Annotated in this window: 13 protein-coding genes; 4 read left to right on the top strand and 9 right to left on the bottom strand. The window is 69.3% G+C overall.

Annotated features, from left to right (window positions below; translation table 11 throughout):
* Positions 1–98: 98 nt before the first annotated feature.
* The 4 genes from ACGFMM_RS29695 to ACGFMM_RS29680 form a co-directional block, all read right to left on the bottom strand.
* Entirely contained in the window at positions 99–1,724 is a 1,626-nt protein-coding gene (locus tag ACGFMM_RS29695; protein WP_393649544.1) for a cytochrome bc complex cytochrome b subunit, read from the bottom strand.
* The gene (locus tag ACGFMM_RS29690; RefSeq protein WP_393649543.1) at positions 1,721–2,773 is read right to left on the bottom strand and encodes a Rieske 2Fe-2S domain-containing protein; all 1,053 of its coding nucleotides are present in this window, start codon (positions 2,771–2,773) and stop codon (positions 1,721–1,723) included. The genes ACGFMM_RS29695 and ACGFMM_RS29690 overlap by 4 nt, the downstream gene beginning before the upstream one ends.
* Positions 2,770–3,579 (bottom strand): c-type cytochrome, encoded by an 810-nt coding sequence (locus ACGFMM_RS29685; protein ID WP_393649542.1) that lies wholly within the window; start codon positions 3,577–3,579, stop codon positions 2,770–2,772. The genes ACGFMM_RS29690 and ACGFMM_RS29685 overlap by 4 nt, the downstream gene beginning before the upstream one ends.
* A gap of 73 nt (positions 3,580–3,652) precedes the next feature.
* On the bottom strand, positions 3,653–4,273 hold the full coding sequence (locus ACGFMM_RS29680) for a heme-copper oxidase subunit III (RefSeq protein WP_393649541.1): 621 nt from the start codon (positions 4,271–4,273) through the stop codon (positions 3,653–3,655).
* Between the two features lie 177 nt (positions 4,274–4,450).
* Between ACGFMM_RS29680 and ACGFMM_RS29675 the strand changes: the two genes are divergently transcribed.
* On the top strand, positions 4,451–4,852 hold the full coding sequence (locus tag ACGFMM_RS29675; RefSeq protein ID WP_393649540.1) for a hypothetical protein: 402 nt from the start codon (positions 4,451–4,453) through the stop codon (positions 4,850–4,852).
* A 12-nt stretch (positions 4,853–4,864) separates the two neighbouring features.
* Here the strand turns inward: ACGFMM_RS29675 and ACGFMM_RS29670 are convergent, their stop codons facing one another.
* The 4 genes from ACGFMM_RS29670 to coxB form a co-directional block, all read right to left on the bottom strand.
* Positions 4,865–6,118 (bottom strand): Ig-like domain-containing protein, encoded by a 1,254-nt coding sequence (locus ACGFMM_RS29670; RefSeq protein WP_393649539.1) that lies wholly within the window; start codon positions 6,116–6,118, stop codon positions 4,865–4,867.
* Positions 6,119–6,249: 131 nt separating this feature from the next.
* The gene (locus tag ACGFMM_RS29665; RefSeq protein ID WP_393649538.1) at positions 6,250–6,648 is read right to left on the bottom strand and encodes a cytochrome c oxidase subunit 4; all 399 of its coding nucleotides are present in this window, start codon (positions 6,646–6,648) and stop codon (positions 6,250–6,252) included.
* Positions 6,645–8,378, bottom strand: a complete 1,734-nt coding sequence (gene ctaD, locus ACGFMM_RS29660; protein WP_393649537.1) for a cytochrome c oxidase subunit I — start codon at positions 8,376–8,378, stop codon at positions 6,645–6,647. Before ctaD ends, ACGFMM_RS29665 begins: the two co-directional genes overlap by 4 nt.
* Positions 8,375–9,340, bottom strand: coding sequence for a cytochrome c oxidase subunit II (gene coxB, locus ACGFMM_RS29655; RefSeq protein ID WP_393649536.1), 966 nt, complete (start codon positions 9,338–9,340; stop codon positions 8,375–8,377). The genes ctaD and coxB overlap by 4 nt, the downstream gene beginning before the upstream one ends.
* A 289-nt stretch (positions 9,341–9,629) precedes the next feature.
* Here coxB and ACGFMM_RS29650 point away from each other — a divergent pair, with 289 nt between their 5' ends.
* Complete coding sequence (locus tag ACGFMM_RS29650; RefSeq protein WP_393649535.1) at positions 9,630–11,009, top strand: cysteine desulfurase/sulfurtransferase TusA family protein; 1,380 nt, start codon at positions 9,630–9,632, stop codon at positions 11,007–11,009.
* A gap of 78 nt (positions 11,010–11,087) precedes the next feature.
* On the opposite strand, the gene ACGFMM_RS29645 is transcribed toward ACGFMM_RS29650, so the two are convergent.
* Complete coding sequence (locus ACGFMM_RS29645) at positions 11,088–12,062, bottom strand: carbohydrate kinase family protein (RefSeq protein WP_393649534.1); 975 nt, start codon at positions 12,060–12,062, stop codon at positions 11,088–11,090.
* A gap of 133 nt (positions 12,063–12,195) precedes the next feature.
* On the opposite strand from ACGFMM_RS29645, the gene ACGFMM_RS29640 reads away from it, so the two are divergent.
* On the top strand, positions 12,196–12,396 hold the full coding sequence (locus ACGFMM_RS29640) for a hypothetical protein (protein ID WP_393649533.1): 201 nt from the start codon (positions 12,196–12,198) through the stop codon (positions 12,394–12,396).
* Positions 12,397–12,538: 142 nt separating this feature from the next.
* Entirely contained in the window at positions 12,539–14,002 is a 1,464-nt protein-coding gene (locus ACGFMM_RS29635) for a hypothetical protein (protein WP_393649605.1), read from the top strand.
* The last annotated feature ends 40 nt before the right edge of the window (positions 14,003–14,042 follow it).

The following is a 14,042-nucleotide window of genomic DNA, read 5'->3' as shown; positions in this document are numbered from 1 at the left end:
TCTCCCACCCTATCGATCCCCGGGGACGGCAAAGAGCCCCGTCCAGCGAATGGACGGGGCTCTCGCCGTGGCGACCTCAGGTCGAGCAGGTCAGGTGATCAGTGGTGGCCGTGGCCGCTCTGGATCTCCTTGTACTCCTCGACGGTGGGCTTCGCGATCTGGCTGTCCTCGCCGTAGTAGCCCTTGTTCAGCTTGACCCGGAGCTTCTCCATGCGGCCGACCTTGCGCGCGACGCCGTTCTCGTCGACGGCGGGCGGCAGCTCGGCCGGCTCGTACTGCTCGTGGGCGGTGAGCAGGTGCAGCTCGCCCTGGCTGAGCGGGGTGTGGACCTCGACGAACTCACCGTGCGGCAGGCGCTTGATGACACCCGACTCGCGGCCGTGCAGCACCTTGTCGTGGTCGCGGCGCTGGAGACCCATGCAGATCCGCTTGGTCACGATGAAGGCGAGGACCGGGCCGACGAAGAACGCGATCCGGACGAACCAGGTGATCGAGTTGATCGACAGGTTGAAGTGCGTGGCCCAGATGTCGTTGCCGCCACCGATGAGCATGATCATGTACGCGGTGATCCACGCGACGCCGAAGCCGGTGCGGGTCGGCGCGTTGCGCGGACGCTGCGAGATGTGGTGCTCGCGCTTGTCGCCGGTGATCCAGGACTCGATGAACGGGTACACCGCGATGGCCGCGAGGACCAGCGGGAAGATCACCAGCGGGATGAACACGCCCAGGACCAGCGTGTGGCCCCAGAAGTTGATCTCCCAGCCCGGCATGACACGGATCAGACCCTCGGCGAAGCCCATGTACCAGTCGGGCTGGGCGCCGGTGGACACCTGGTCCGGACGGTAGGGGCCGATCGCCCAGATCGGGTTGATCGTGGCGATCGCCGCGATGACCGCGATGACGCCGAAGACCAGGAAGAAGAAGCCTCCGGCCTTGGCCATGTACACCGGCAGCAGCGGCATGCCGACCACGTTCTTGTTGGTGCGGCCCGGACCCGCGTAGTGGGTGTGCTTGTGCACGACCACCAGGATCAGGTGCGCGACCACGAGGCCGAGCATGATGCCCGGGAGCAGCAGGACGTGGGCCGAGTAGAACCGGGCCACGAAGTCGCCGCCGGGGAACTCGCCGCCGAACAGGAACATCGACAGGTAGGTGCCGACGATCGGCACCGACAGGATCGCGCCCTGCATGAAGCGGACACCGGTGCCGGAGAGCAGGTCGTCCGGGAGCGAGTAACCGGTGAAGCCGGTGAACATGCCCAGGAAGAACAGCAGGAAGCCGAACAGCCAGTTGATCTCACGCGGCTTGCGGAACGCACCCGTGAAGAACACGCGCATCATGTGCACGAACATGCCGGCGAGGAAGATCAGCGCCGCCCAGTGGTGGATCTGCCGGATCAGCAGACCACCGCGCACCTCGAAGGAGATGTGCATGGTCGAGTTGAACGCCTCGGACATCAGCTGTCCCTGAAGCGGGATGTAGCTGCCGTGGTACTCCACCTCGTTCATCGACGGGTGGAAGAACAGCGTCAGATAGACACCCGTCAGGATGATGATGATGAAGCTGTAGAGGCAGATCTCGCCCAGCATGAAGGACCAGTGGTCCGGGAAGATCTTCCGCATGTTGGCCTTGGCCAGCGTGTAGATCCCCAGGCGTCCGTCGGCCCAGTCGGCCATCCGCTCACCGGCGGGGGCCTTCTTCTTCGAATCCGTCACAGTGCTCATCCGCGCTCCCAGAAGGAAGGACCGACGGGCTCGTCGAAGTCGCCGAGCGCCTCGAGGTTGCCCTTCTCGTTCACGCCGATCCGCAGCTGCGGCAGGGCGTGTCCGGCCGGACCGAAGATGACGCGGGCACCGTCGGACAGGTCGAAGGTGGACTGGTGGCACGGGCAGAGGACGTGGTGCGTCTGCTGCTCGTACAGCGAGATCGGGCAGCCCACGTGGGTGCAGATCTTCGAGAAGGCGACGATGCCCTCGTGCGACCACTCGAGCTCTTGCTTGTCCTTGATGTCCTCCGGCTGGATCCGGACGATCATCAGGGCGGCCTTGGCGATCTCGACCTGGAAGTCGTGGTCGTGCTCGCTCAGGCCCTCGGGCATCGCGAAGGTCAGCGAACCGACCGCGACGTCCTCGGGACGCAGCGGCTCGTGCGTGTTCATGTTGATGAGCTGCTTGCCGTTGGCCCACAGGGTGGACCGGAGCTTCTTCTCGGGCAGCGGGCCCATGTCGCGCAGCAGCACGATGCCGGAGAGCGGCACCAGCGTCAGCGCGCCGAACATGGTGTTGCGGATCAGCTTGCGACGGCCGAAGCCGGACTCGTCGGCGCCGGCCGCGAAGTCCGCCATGACCTTCGCCTTGTCCTCCGGCGAGGCCTCGATCGGGTGGCGCTCGTCGGCCACCTCGACGTCGGACATCAGGGTGCGGGCCCAGTGGACCGCGCCCGCGCCGATGAAGAACAGGGCGAGGCCGAGGCTCCAGCCGAGCGCGAAGTTGAGCGCGCTCACCCGGCCGAACGGCCAGATGTAGACGATCTGGTCGACCGGGAAGATCACGTACGAGGCGATGAAGGCGACGGTGGCCAGCATCGACAGCACGAACATGAAGGCGACCGCACGCTCGGACCGCCGGGCGGCCCGCTCGTCGATGTCCTGGATGCGCGGCTTGTGGGGCGGAAGGCCCGGGTCGGCGAACGGGTCGTCGGCGACCTTCACCGCGCCGTGCGCGGTGTCCTGCGCTACGGGCAGGTTCTCTTCTGGAATCTCTTGGCTACTCATGACTTCTTGGCCTTAGCGGTGTGGGCCGCGACCCAGACGGCAACGGCGATCAGGGCGCCCAGCCCGAAGACCCAGGCGAACAGGCCCTCCGAGACCGGGCCGAGGCCGCCGAGCTTGAGGCCGCCCGGGTTGTCGGTCTGGTCGCTGTTGACCGCCTGGACGTACGCGATGATGTCCCTCTTCTCCTTCTCCGGCATGGTCGTGTCGGGGAAGGAGGGCATGTTCTGCGGGCCGGTCTGCATGGCCTCGTAGAGGTGCTTCGGGCTCACGCCCTCAAGGTTCGGGGCGTACTTGCCGTGCGTCAGCGCGCCGCCCTCACCGGTGAAGTTGTGGCACTGGGCGCAGTTCGAGCGGAACAGCTCGCCGCCCTTGGCGATGTCGGCGCCCTCGGGGCTGTACTGCTTCTCGGTCGGCGTGATCGGACCGGCGCCGAAGGAGGCGATGTACGCCGCCAGCAGGTCGATCTCGGCGTTCGAGTAGATGTTCTTCTTCTTGGGCACCTGGGCGCCCGGCTGCTGCGCCGGCATACGGCCGGTTGCGACCTGGAAGTCCACGGCCGCGGAGCCGACGCCGACCAGGGACGGGCCGTCAGAGGTGCCCTGACCGCCGGTTCCGTGGCAGCTGGCGCAGCCTACGGCGTAGAGCTTCTTGCCCTCCTCGATGGCGAGGGACTGGGAGGTCTCTTCGGCCTGTGCCTTGTCCGCGGGCGCGAACGCGGCGTACAGCCCCCCAGTGGCCGCCAGCGCGAGGATGAGGACGACGAGCGCCGCCAGCGGATGGCGTCGTCGTGCGGAGAGCTTTTTCACGGATTACCCCGGTGTCAGGATCTTCTGCGTCGATGTTGCTGGATGTCTCGGTTCGCCTGAGGCGGCGACCCGACTACTTGATCATGTAGATCGTGGCGAAGAGGCCGATCCAGACGACATCGACGAAGTGCCAGTAGTAGGACACGACGATGGCGGCGGTTGCCTGCTCGTGAGTGAACCTCTTGGCGGCGTACGTCCGGCCCAGGACCAGCAGGAAGGCGATGAGACCGCCCGTCACGTGCAGGCCGTGGAAGCCGGTGGTCAGGTAGAACACGGAGCCGTACGGGTCCGACGAGAGCGAGAGCCCCTCGTGCTTGACCAGCTCGGTGTACTCGAAGACCTGGCCGCCGATGAAGATCGCACCCATCACGAACGTGATGATGAACCACGTCCGGAGCTTCTTCACATCGCCCCGCTCCGCGGCGAAGACGCCGAGCTGGCAGGTGAGGGAGGAGAGCACCAGGATCGTGGTGTTGGTCGCCGAGAACGGGAAGTTCAAGGCGTCGGCCTTTTCCGTCCAGAACTCGGCACCCATCACGGATCGCAGGGTGAAGTACATCGCGAAGAGGGCCGCGAAGAACATCAGCTCGGAACTCAGCCAGATGATGGTTCCGACGCTGGTGAGGTTCGGTCGATTGACCGACGGGTGCGCGTGCCCGGTATCTACTGTCGTTGCTGTCGCCACGACCGACATTATGTCGGTCGCTTATCCCGCCCTCACTCCGGGGGGTGCCGTTCGGAGTGTCAGGCCCTCGTGTCCAGCCCGAACGGCCCAGCGAAGCACCCTTCGAACAGGTGTTGAACGGCTGTTGACGGGGTGTGGGTCGGAGTAGCATCCGGCGCATCGGTTGATGACCTTCACGGAGGAACGATGCAGTCGAGCGCCACGGTCCTGGTCTACAGCGACGACGCGAACACGCGGGAGCAGGTGCGGCTGGCGGCCGGGCGCAGGCCCGCCTCCGACGTCCCCCCGGTGGAGTTCGTCGAGTGCGCGACGCTGCCCGCGGTCCTCAAGAGGCTGGAGGCGGGCGGGATCGACGTCTGCGTCCTGGACGGCGAGGCCGTCCCGGCGGGCGGCATGGGCGTCTGCCGGCAGATCAAGGACGAGATCTTCCGGTGCCCGCCGGTGCTGCTGCTGATCGGGCGCCCCCAGGACGCCTGGCTGGCCACGTGGAGCCGGGCGGACGCGGCGGTCACCCTGCCGGTGGAGCCGGTGGACTTCACCGACGCCCTGGCGGGGCTGCTGCGGGCCCGGCTCTCGGTGGACGCGTAACCCTTTCGGGGGTCAGACGGAGGGCTTCAGGCGGGCGGTGGAGGCCGGGATCACCTGGATTCCGGCGTTCCCGGTCAGGGCGCTGCCCTTGACCCACGTCTCCCAGGGCATGTTCCAGTCGCCGAAGCCGTTGCCGAAGGTGTCCATGGTCGCGCCGGCGCTGTTGACCGTGCGGACGATGTCGCCGGGGCGCACGGTCTCGAAGAACCACTGGGCGTTGCCGGTCGACATGCCGACACAGCCGTGGCTGACGTTGGCGTAGCCCTGCGAGCCGACGGACCAGGGCGCGGCGTGCACGTATTCACCGCTCCAGGTGACCCGAGTCGCGTAGTAGACGGGCAGGTCGTACGACTCGGAGCTGCCGTCCGCGATGCCGACGGTGGTGCTGCGCATCCGGACGAAGTACTCCTTGCCCAGCACCACCTTGATGCCGTTGCGGGTGGAGAAGCCCGGTTTGCCGGTGGTCACCGGAATGGTTTTGATCACTTTCCCGTTCTTGCGGACCGTCATGGAGTACGAGCCGGCGTCGGCGACGGCCTCGATGCGGTCGCCGATGGTGAGCTTCAGCGGCTTGGCCGGGGCGCCGTACAGCCCGTCGGCGACCTTCAGTCCTGCCAGGTTGCCGCTGACCTCGATCGCCGTGCCGGTGGGCCAGTACGCCTTCGGCCGGTAGTGCAGCTTCTTGTCGTCGACCCAGTACCAGGCGCCCTCGACGGCGGGGCTGGAGCGGACCTTCAGGGCCCGCTCGACGATCGCACGGGCGGCCTTGCCCTTCACCGGGCGGTTCAGCTCGGCGGTGAGCGGCTGCCCGACGCCGTACTTGCCCGCCTCCGGGCCGAATTTCACCACCAGCGCCCCCTTGGTCGGGGACGTCTCGAACACGAGCGTACGGACGCCTGGGGCGCCGTCGCCGTCCTCGGTGGCCACCCGGACGGTGTAACGCGTCCCGGCCGTCAGAGAGGCCGTGGAGCGCCAGCGGGCGCCGTCCGCGGAGAGTTCGCCGGCCAGATGGCGGCCCGCCTCGTCGACGGCGGTGACGTCGGTGATCCGGCCGTCGCCGCCCTTGGCGGTCACCTCCAGGGGCTTGGCCGGGTTCACCCGTCCGGTCCCCGAGGGGGTGTTGAAGGTGACCTGGCTGGTGGCGTCGTAAGGCTTCGCCGACAGCGGATGGCCGTCCGCACCGCTGCAGCCGCTCGCCACGGCGGTCACCGCGGCGGCGAGCAGGGTGCAGCTGAAAACAGTCCGAATGCGCGGCGTGTCGTTCATGACATCACCGTAAGAACATTCCTTCGCGGCAGCGCGCCCAGTGGTGCAAACGAGGGGCCCGGACACTTCGTTGACGAAGTGTCCGGGCCCCTCGGGGACCCGCGGTGCCGCGGGGGTGGTACTGCGCGGTGCTACTGGTTCTGGTTCTCGCCCCGGTAGAACTCGAACACCCAGCCGAAGATGCCGACCAGGATCAGCGGAGCGGAGAAGTACAGGATCCACCAGCCCACCGCGACGGCGAGGAAGGCCAGCGCGCCACCGGCGGCCAGCGACAGCGGCTGCCAGCTGTGCGGCGCGAAGAAGCCGACCTCACCGGCCTCGTCCGCGACGTCGGCCTCCTTGTTGTCCTGAGCCATGGCGTCGACCCGCTTGGCCGTGAAGGCCAGGTAGTAGCCGACCATGATGCAGAGGGCGAACGCCAGGAACAGCGCGGTGGTACCGGCCGGCTCCTTCGACCACACGCCGTAGAGCACGGCCATGGCGAGGATGAAGACGCTCAGCCAGATGAACATCTTGCCTTGGATCTTCACTTGCCGGTCTCCTTCTCACCCGCGAGAGCCTTCTCGCTGCCGTGGTTCTCGAGCTGGTCGAGAGCGGCGATCTCGGGGTGGTGCAGGTCGAACGCCGGGGATTCGGACCGGATCCGCGGCAGGGTGAGGAAGTTGTGCCGCGGCGGCGGGCAGGAGGTCGCCCACTCGAGCGAGCGGCCGTAGCCCCACGGGTCGTCGACCTCGATCTTCTTGCCGTACTTGGCGGTCTTCCAGACGTTGTACATGAACGGCAGGATCGACAGACCGAGCAGGAACGAGGAGATCGTCGAGATCGTGTTCAGGGCGGTGAAGCCGTCGGCGTCCAGGTAGTCCGCGTAACGGCGCGGCATGCCCTCGGCACCCAGCCAGTGCTGGACCAGGAACGTGCCGTGGAAGCCGATGAACAGCGTCCAGAAGGTCATCTTGCCGAGGCGCTCGTCCAGCATCTTGCCGGTGAACTTCGGCCACCAGAAGTGGAAGCCGGCGAACATCGCGAAGACGACGGTGCCGAAGACCACGTAGTGGAAGTGGGCCACCACGAAGTACGAGTCGGAGACGTGGAAGTCCATCGGCGGCGAGGCCAGGATGACGCCGGTCAGACCACCGAAGGTGAAGGTGACCAGGAAGCCGATCGTCCAGAGCATCGGCGTCTCGAAGGACAGCGAGCCCTTCCACATCGTGCCGATCCAGTTGAAGAACTTCACACCGGTCGGTACGGCGATGAGGAACGTCATGAAGGAGAAGAACGGCAGTAGCACTCCGCCGGTGACGTACATGTGGTGGGCCCACACGGTCACGGACAGACCGGCGATCGCGATGGTCGCGGCCACCAGACCGATGTAACCGAACATCGGCTTGCGGCTGAAGACCGGGATGATCTCCGAGACGATGCCGAAGAACGGCAGCGCGATGATGTACACCTCGGGGTGACCGAAGAACCAGAACAGGTGCTGCCAGAGCAGCGCGCCGCCGTTGGACGGGTCGAAGATGTGCGACCCGAACTTGCGGTCCGACTCCAGGGCGAACAGCGCCGCGGCGAGGACCGGGAAGGCGAGCAGGACCAGGACACCGGTCAGCAGCACGTTCCAGACGAAGATCGGCATGCGGAACATCGTCATGCCCGGGGCGCGCATGCAGATGATCGTGGTGATGAAGTTGACCGAGCCGAGGATCGTGCCGAAGCCGGAGAAGGCCAGACCCATGATCCACATGTCGGCGCCGACGCCCGGCGAGCGGACCGCGTCCGACAGCGGGGAGTAGGCGAACCAGCCGAAGTCGGCGGCACCCTGCGGGGTGAGGAAGCCGGCCACCGCGATGATCGAGCCGAAGAGGTACAGCCAGTAGGCGAACATGTTCAGCCGCGGGAACGCCACGTCGGGCGCGCCGATCTGCAGCGGCATGATCCAGTTCGCGAAACCGGCGAACAGCGGCGTCGCGAACATCAGCAGCATGATCGTGCCGTGCATCGTGAACGCCTGGTTGAACTGCTCGTTCGACATGATCTGCGTACCCGGACGGGCCAGCTCGGCGCGCATGAAGAGCGCCATCAGACCGCCGATGCAGAAGAACACGAACGACGTGACCAGGTAGAGCGTGCCGATCGTCTTGTGATCGGTGGTGGTGAGCCACTTCACCACGACATTGCCGGGCTGCTTACGCCGTACCGGCAGCTCGTTCTCGTACGAGTCGGTCGCTGCGGCGGCACCCTGGGGTTCGTTGAGGATGCTCACAGTTTGTTCGTCTCCGCATTCCTGGCCGGGTCCGTCTGCTCAATGCCCGACGGGATGTAGCCGGTCTGCCCCTTCTCCGCCAGCTCCTTCAGGTGCTGCTGGTAGCGCTCCGGGGAGACCACCTTGACGTTGAGGAGCATCCGGGAGTGGTCGACACCGCACAGCTCGGCACACTTGCCCATGAAGGTGCCCTCCTGCGTCGGGGTCACCTCGAAGGCGTTGGTGTGCCCGGGGATGACGTCCTGCTTCATGAGGAAGGGGACGACCCAGAAGGAGTGGATGACGTCACGGGAGGTCAGGACGAACCGGACCTTCTCCCCCTTCGGCAGCCACAGCGTCGGGCCCGGGTTGCCGGTCTGCGGGTTCCGGGTGCCCGGGATGCCGAAGTCGTAGACGCCGCCGGCGTTGGCCGGGAAGTCCTCCCGGAACTTGTCCGGGATGGCCGCCAGGTTCGGGGCCTTCTGGGCATCGCCCTTCACACCGGGGACGTTCTCGATGTAGTTGAAGCCCCAGCTCCACTGGTAGCCGACCACGTTGATGGTGTGGGTGGGCTTGGGAGCGAGTGAGAGGAGCTTCGACTCGTCGCGCGCGGTGAAGTAGAAGAGCACCGACACGATGATGAGAGGCGTCACCGTGTACAGGGCCTCGATGGGCATGTTGTAACGGGTCTGCGGAGGAACCTCGACCTTGGTGCGCGTGCGCCGGTGGAAGAAGACCGACCACAGGATCAGGCCCCAGACCAGCACGCCCGTGGCGAGCGCTGCCGCCCACGAGCCCTGCCAGAGGGAGAGGATCCGCGGTGCCTCTTCGGTCACCGGGGTGGGCATGCCCAGGCGGGGGAAGTCTTCCCAGTTGTACGAGCAGCCGGTGGCTGTCGCCAGGATCAGGCCCGCAGTCAGCACCTGCGGCAGCTTCCGCCGCATCGGGCGCCGCGACGAGCGGTCGGAGCCGTTGGGACTCACGTAGCGCCTTCCCGAGAGTCTCGGCCCGCGTAGGTCGGCCACGGCCGTCCGTCTCGCTGGTCGGTCGCCGCCCCGGCCGCGGGCAGGGGTTTGGATGTTTATGCGGACCAAACCCTACTGGACGCTATTTGGGGTCGCGCGGGGAGGGTGCCCAACGCGCCGTCCGAGTCCCCGAAGGGGTGGACCGCCGCGTTCCGGGGAGGGGTGCAGGTGCCCCTTCGGGGGACGGATCGGCGGCGCGGCGAGGGCAACTGACGACCCCTCGCCCGGTGCGGGCTAGCGTGTCCGGATGCCTTACTTCGACGCCGCTTCCGCCGCTCCGCTGCACCCCGTCGCCCGTCAGGCGCTGCAGGCCGCCCTGGACGAGGGGTGGGCCGACCCGGCCCGGCTGTACCGGGAGGGGCGGCGCGCCCGGCTGCTGCTCGACGCGGCGCGGGAGACGGCGGCGGAGGCGGTGGGCTGCCGCCCCGACGAGCTGGTGTTCACTCCTTCGGGGACGCGCGCGGTGCACTCCGGGATCGCGGGGGCGCTCGCGGGCCGCCGGCGCGTCGGGTCCCGGCTGGTGGTCTCGGCGGTGGAGCATTCCTCCGTACTGCACGCCGGCGAGGTGCACGAGGCGGCCGGCGGGTCGGTGGCGCAGGTGCCGGTGGACCGGTACGGGACGGTGGACGCGGCGGCCTTCGCGGCCTCACTGACCCCGGACACCGCTCTGGCCTGCCTCCAGTCGGCCAACCACGAGGTGGGCACCGAGCAGCCGGTCGCCGAGGTCGCCGCGGCGTGCCGGGAGGCGGGTGTGCCGCTGCTCGTGGACGCGGCGCAGTCGCTGGGCTGGGGCCGGGTCGCGGAGGGCTGGTCGCTGCTCGCGGGCAGCGCGCACAAGTGGGGCGGGCCGGCCGGGGTGGGGCTGCTCGCGGTGCGCAAGGGAGTGCGGTTCGCGGCCCAAGGCCCGGCGGACGAACGGGAGTCGGGCCGGGCGCCGGGCTTCGAGAACATCCCCGGGATCGTGGCGGCGGCGGCCTCGCTGCGGGCGGTACGGGACGAGGCGGCGGCGGAGTCGGCCCGGCTGCGGGCCCTCGTCGACCGTATCCGGACGCGGGTCCCGCAGTTGGTCCCGGACGTGGAGGTGGTGGGCGACCCGGTGCGGCGGCTGCCGCACCTGGTCACCTTCTCCTGTCTCTATGTCGACGGGGAGACCGTGCTCTCGGAGCTGGACCGGGCCGGCTTCTCCGTTTCGTCCGGTTCCTCGTGCACGAGCTCGACGCTGACGCCCAGCCATGTGCTGCGCGCGATGGGCGTGCTGAGCGAGGGGAACGTCCGCGTGTCGCTGCCGACGGGCACGACGGAGGCGCACGTGGACCGGTTCCTGGAGGTGCTGCCGGGCGTGGTGGCGGGGATCCGCGAGCAGCTGGGCGCCCCCGCGGCGGAGGTCCGCCCGGCGGAGGACACCCTGGTGGTGGACGCCCTGGGCCGGCGCTGCCCGATCCCGGTGATCGAACTGGCGAAGGTGATCGGCGACGTCCCGGTGGGCGCGACGGTCACGGTCCTGGCGGACGACGAGGCGGCCCGCCTCGACATCCCGGCCTGGTGCGAGATGCGAGGCCAGGAGTACGTGGGCGAGCAGCCGTCCCCGAAGGGCGGCAGGGCCTACGTCGTCCGCCGCGTGTCGTGAGCGGCCGCAGGAGCGCGGGGACGCGCGATCGGCCGCAACGCCTCCGCGCCCCGCGCCCGCCCCGTACCGCTCCGGGCGTCAGCCCAGGTGGGTGCGGACCTCCGTCGCGGCCTCGTGGCCGTACGCCTTGGTGAAGCGGTCCATGAAGTGGGCGCGCCGCAGCGTGTACTCCTGCGTGCCCAGCGTCTCGATCACGAGCGTGGCGAGCATGCAGCCGACCTGAGCCGCGCGCTCCATGCCGACGCCCCACTGCAGCCCGGTCAGGAAGCCCGCGCGGAACGCGTCGCCGACGCCGGTCGGGTCGACCTTGGCCTCCTCCTCCGGGCAGCCGACCTCGATGGCCGGCTCGCCGACCCGCTCGATGCGGACGCCGCGCGAGCCGAGGGTGGTGACGCGGCACCCGACCCGGCCGAGGATCTCCTGCTCGGTCCAGCCGGTCTTGGACTCGATGAGGCCCTTCTCGTACTCGTTGGAGAAGAGGTAGGCGGCGCCGTCGAGCAGGGTGCGGATCTCGTCGCCGTTCATACGGGCGATCTGCTGCGAGAAGTCCGCGGCGAACGGGATGCCCCGGGTGCGGCACTCCTCGGTGTGGCGGAGCATCGCCTCCGGGTCGTCCGCGCCGATGAGCACCAGGTCGAGCCCGCCGACCCGGTCGGCGACGGCCTTGAGCTCGATCAGCCGGGCCTCGCTCATCGCGCCGGTGTAGAAGGAGCCGATCTGGTTGTGGTCCTTGTCCGTGGTGCAGACGAAGCGGGCGGTGTGCAGCACCTCGGAGATCCGGACCGAGTCGGTGTCCACGCCGTGCCGGTCGAGCCAGGCGCGGTACTCGTCGAAGTCGTACCCGGCCGCGCCCACGAGGATGGGGTTGCCGCCGAGCTGGCCCATGCCGAAGCAGATGTTCGGGCCCACGCCTCCCCTGCGCACATCGAGGTTGTCGACCAGGAAGGACAGCGAGACCGTGTGCAGCTGGTCCGCGACGAGCTGGTCGGCGAACCTTCCGGGGAAGGTCATGAGGTGGTCGGTGGCGATGGAGCCGGTGACTGCGATACGCACGGCTGGCGCTCCTGACGGATACGAAAAGGCGTTGACGATCCACGCTATCCGGTGAGAGGGTTCGCGCCGAACAGCGGAAACTACCCCAGAGTAGGTCTTTTTTCGACGGCCCGGACATGCTTACGGTGCGCCTATGGCGAACCACACCGCTCCCCGCGAGCGCGACGAGTCCGAGATCACTCTGGCCGAGCTCCGCGGCGACTGCGCCAGGATGGCCCCGCACTGGGTCACCCCCTCGGACGCCGCCCCCTCCCCCGTCTCCCCCGCGCTGATCCACCGGATTGTCGTCTCGCCCGCCTCGGCGCGGCTGGCCGACGCCGTGATCGGCGGCTAGCGGACGGTCCGAGGGAACCGCTCGCCCGCCCGTTCCGTCCCACCGGTGTCTCCTGTCGGAGGAGCACGAAGGACGAAGGAGCGATGCGGTGAGCGGTACGGACCCCACACCGGACACGCCGGGCACGCCCGACACACCTGACGTGACCGTCGCGAGCGGCACGGACGACGCGCCCCGGCGGCGGTCCCGGCTGGTCGTGGCGTCGGTCGCGGCGGCCGCGCTGCTGGTCGGCGGCGGCGGCGCGTACTGGGCGAGCACCGCGGCGGGCGGCGCCGCGGACGACAAGGCGGCCCTCGCGGACGCGGCCGGCGATCCCCCGCCCCTGGCGCTCGACGCCCGCGGCGGCACGCCGGGCGGCCCGGGGATCGCCCCGGGCGAACCGGACCCGAGCGGCTCGGTGTACAAGGCGTCCGGCACCCTGCCGAAGGGCCCCGACAAGGCTCCGGTGCTGCGCCCGCAGGGCAAGGTGACCGCCGCCGAGGTGAGCGAGCTGGCGAAGGCGCTGGGCGTCTCGGGCACGCCCCGGCTGAGCGGCGGGCAGTGGCGGATCGCCCCGGAGAAGGACGGCACGGGCGCGCGGCTCGACGTGGCCGTGGACGCGCCGGGTTCGTGGACGTTCACCCGGGTGGGCGGCACGCAGCGGAGTGACGCGTGTCTGGAGGGCACGAAGTGCGCGCCTCCGGGCGCGAAGCGGCTGCCCGGCGGCGCGCCGGTGAGCGAGGCGCAGGCGAAGGCGGCCGCGGCGCCGGTCCTCAAGGCCCTCGGCCAGGACGACGCCAAGGTGCGCGCCGGCCAGGTGATGGGCGACGAGCGGGTGGTGAACGCCGACCCGGTGTTCGGCGGGCTGCCCACGTACGGCTGGGCGACCGGACTGCGGGTGGGCCCGGACGGCGAGCTGGCCGGCGGCAGCGGGCGGCTGAAGGAGCCGGTGAAGTCGGCGACGTACCCGGTGATCGGCGCGGAGAAGGCCCTGGCCGCTCTGAACGAGGCGTCCCGGGGCACGGGCCCGGTGGACATCGGCGGCTGCGCCACGGACCCGCCGGCCGCCTCGGACGGGCGGAAGGCGAAGCCCGAGGCCCCCTGCCAGGTGACGTTCGAACGGGCCCCCGCGCAGGAGCTGACCGTGACGAAGGCGGTGCTCGGGCTGGCCGCGCAGTTCGCCGGCGGCCGGGAGGCGCTGGTGCCGTCCTGGCTGTTCGAGGTCGCCCCGAAGGGCACGGAGGCCACGCACACGGTGGTGCAGACGGCGGTGGCGCCGGAGTTCCTGACCCCGAAGCCGAAGCCGGCCCCGACGAAGCCGGTGCCGATCCCCTCCGACGACGCGGCCCCGCCGCAGCAGCTCCAGTCGTACGCGGTGGACGGCGCCGGGCGGACACTGAGCGCGACCTTCTGGGGCGGGGTGTGCAGCGACTACGGGCTCACGGCGGCGGAGAGCGCCGGCAGGGTGACGCTGACGATCACGGAGACCCCGCGGCAGCCTGACCGGGCCTGCATCATGATGGCCGTGGAGATCACCAAGTCGGTGACGCTGAAGGCGCCGCTGGGCGACCGGCAGGTCGTGGACGCGGCGAGCGGAGCGCTGGTACCGCGGCAGGGACCGAAGTAGCACGCGGAAGCAGCACGCGGACACGCCGAAGGCGGCGGCC

This window comes from Streptomyces sp. NPDC048604 (assembly GCF_043199435.1).
GTDB lineage: Bacteria > Actinomycetota > Actinomycetes > Streptomycetales > Streptomycetaceae > Streptomyces.
This window is presented reverse-complemented; position numbering and strand designations above follow the sequence as displayed.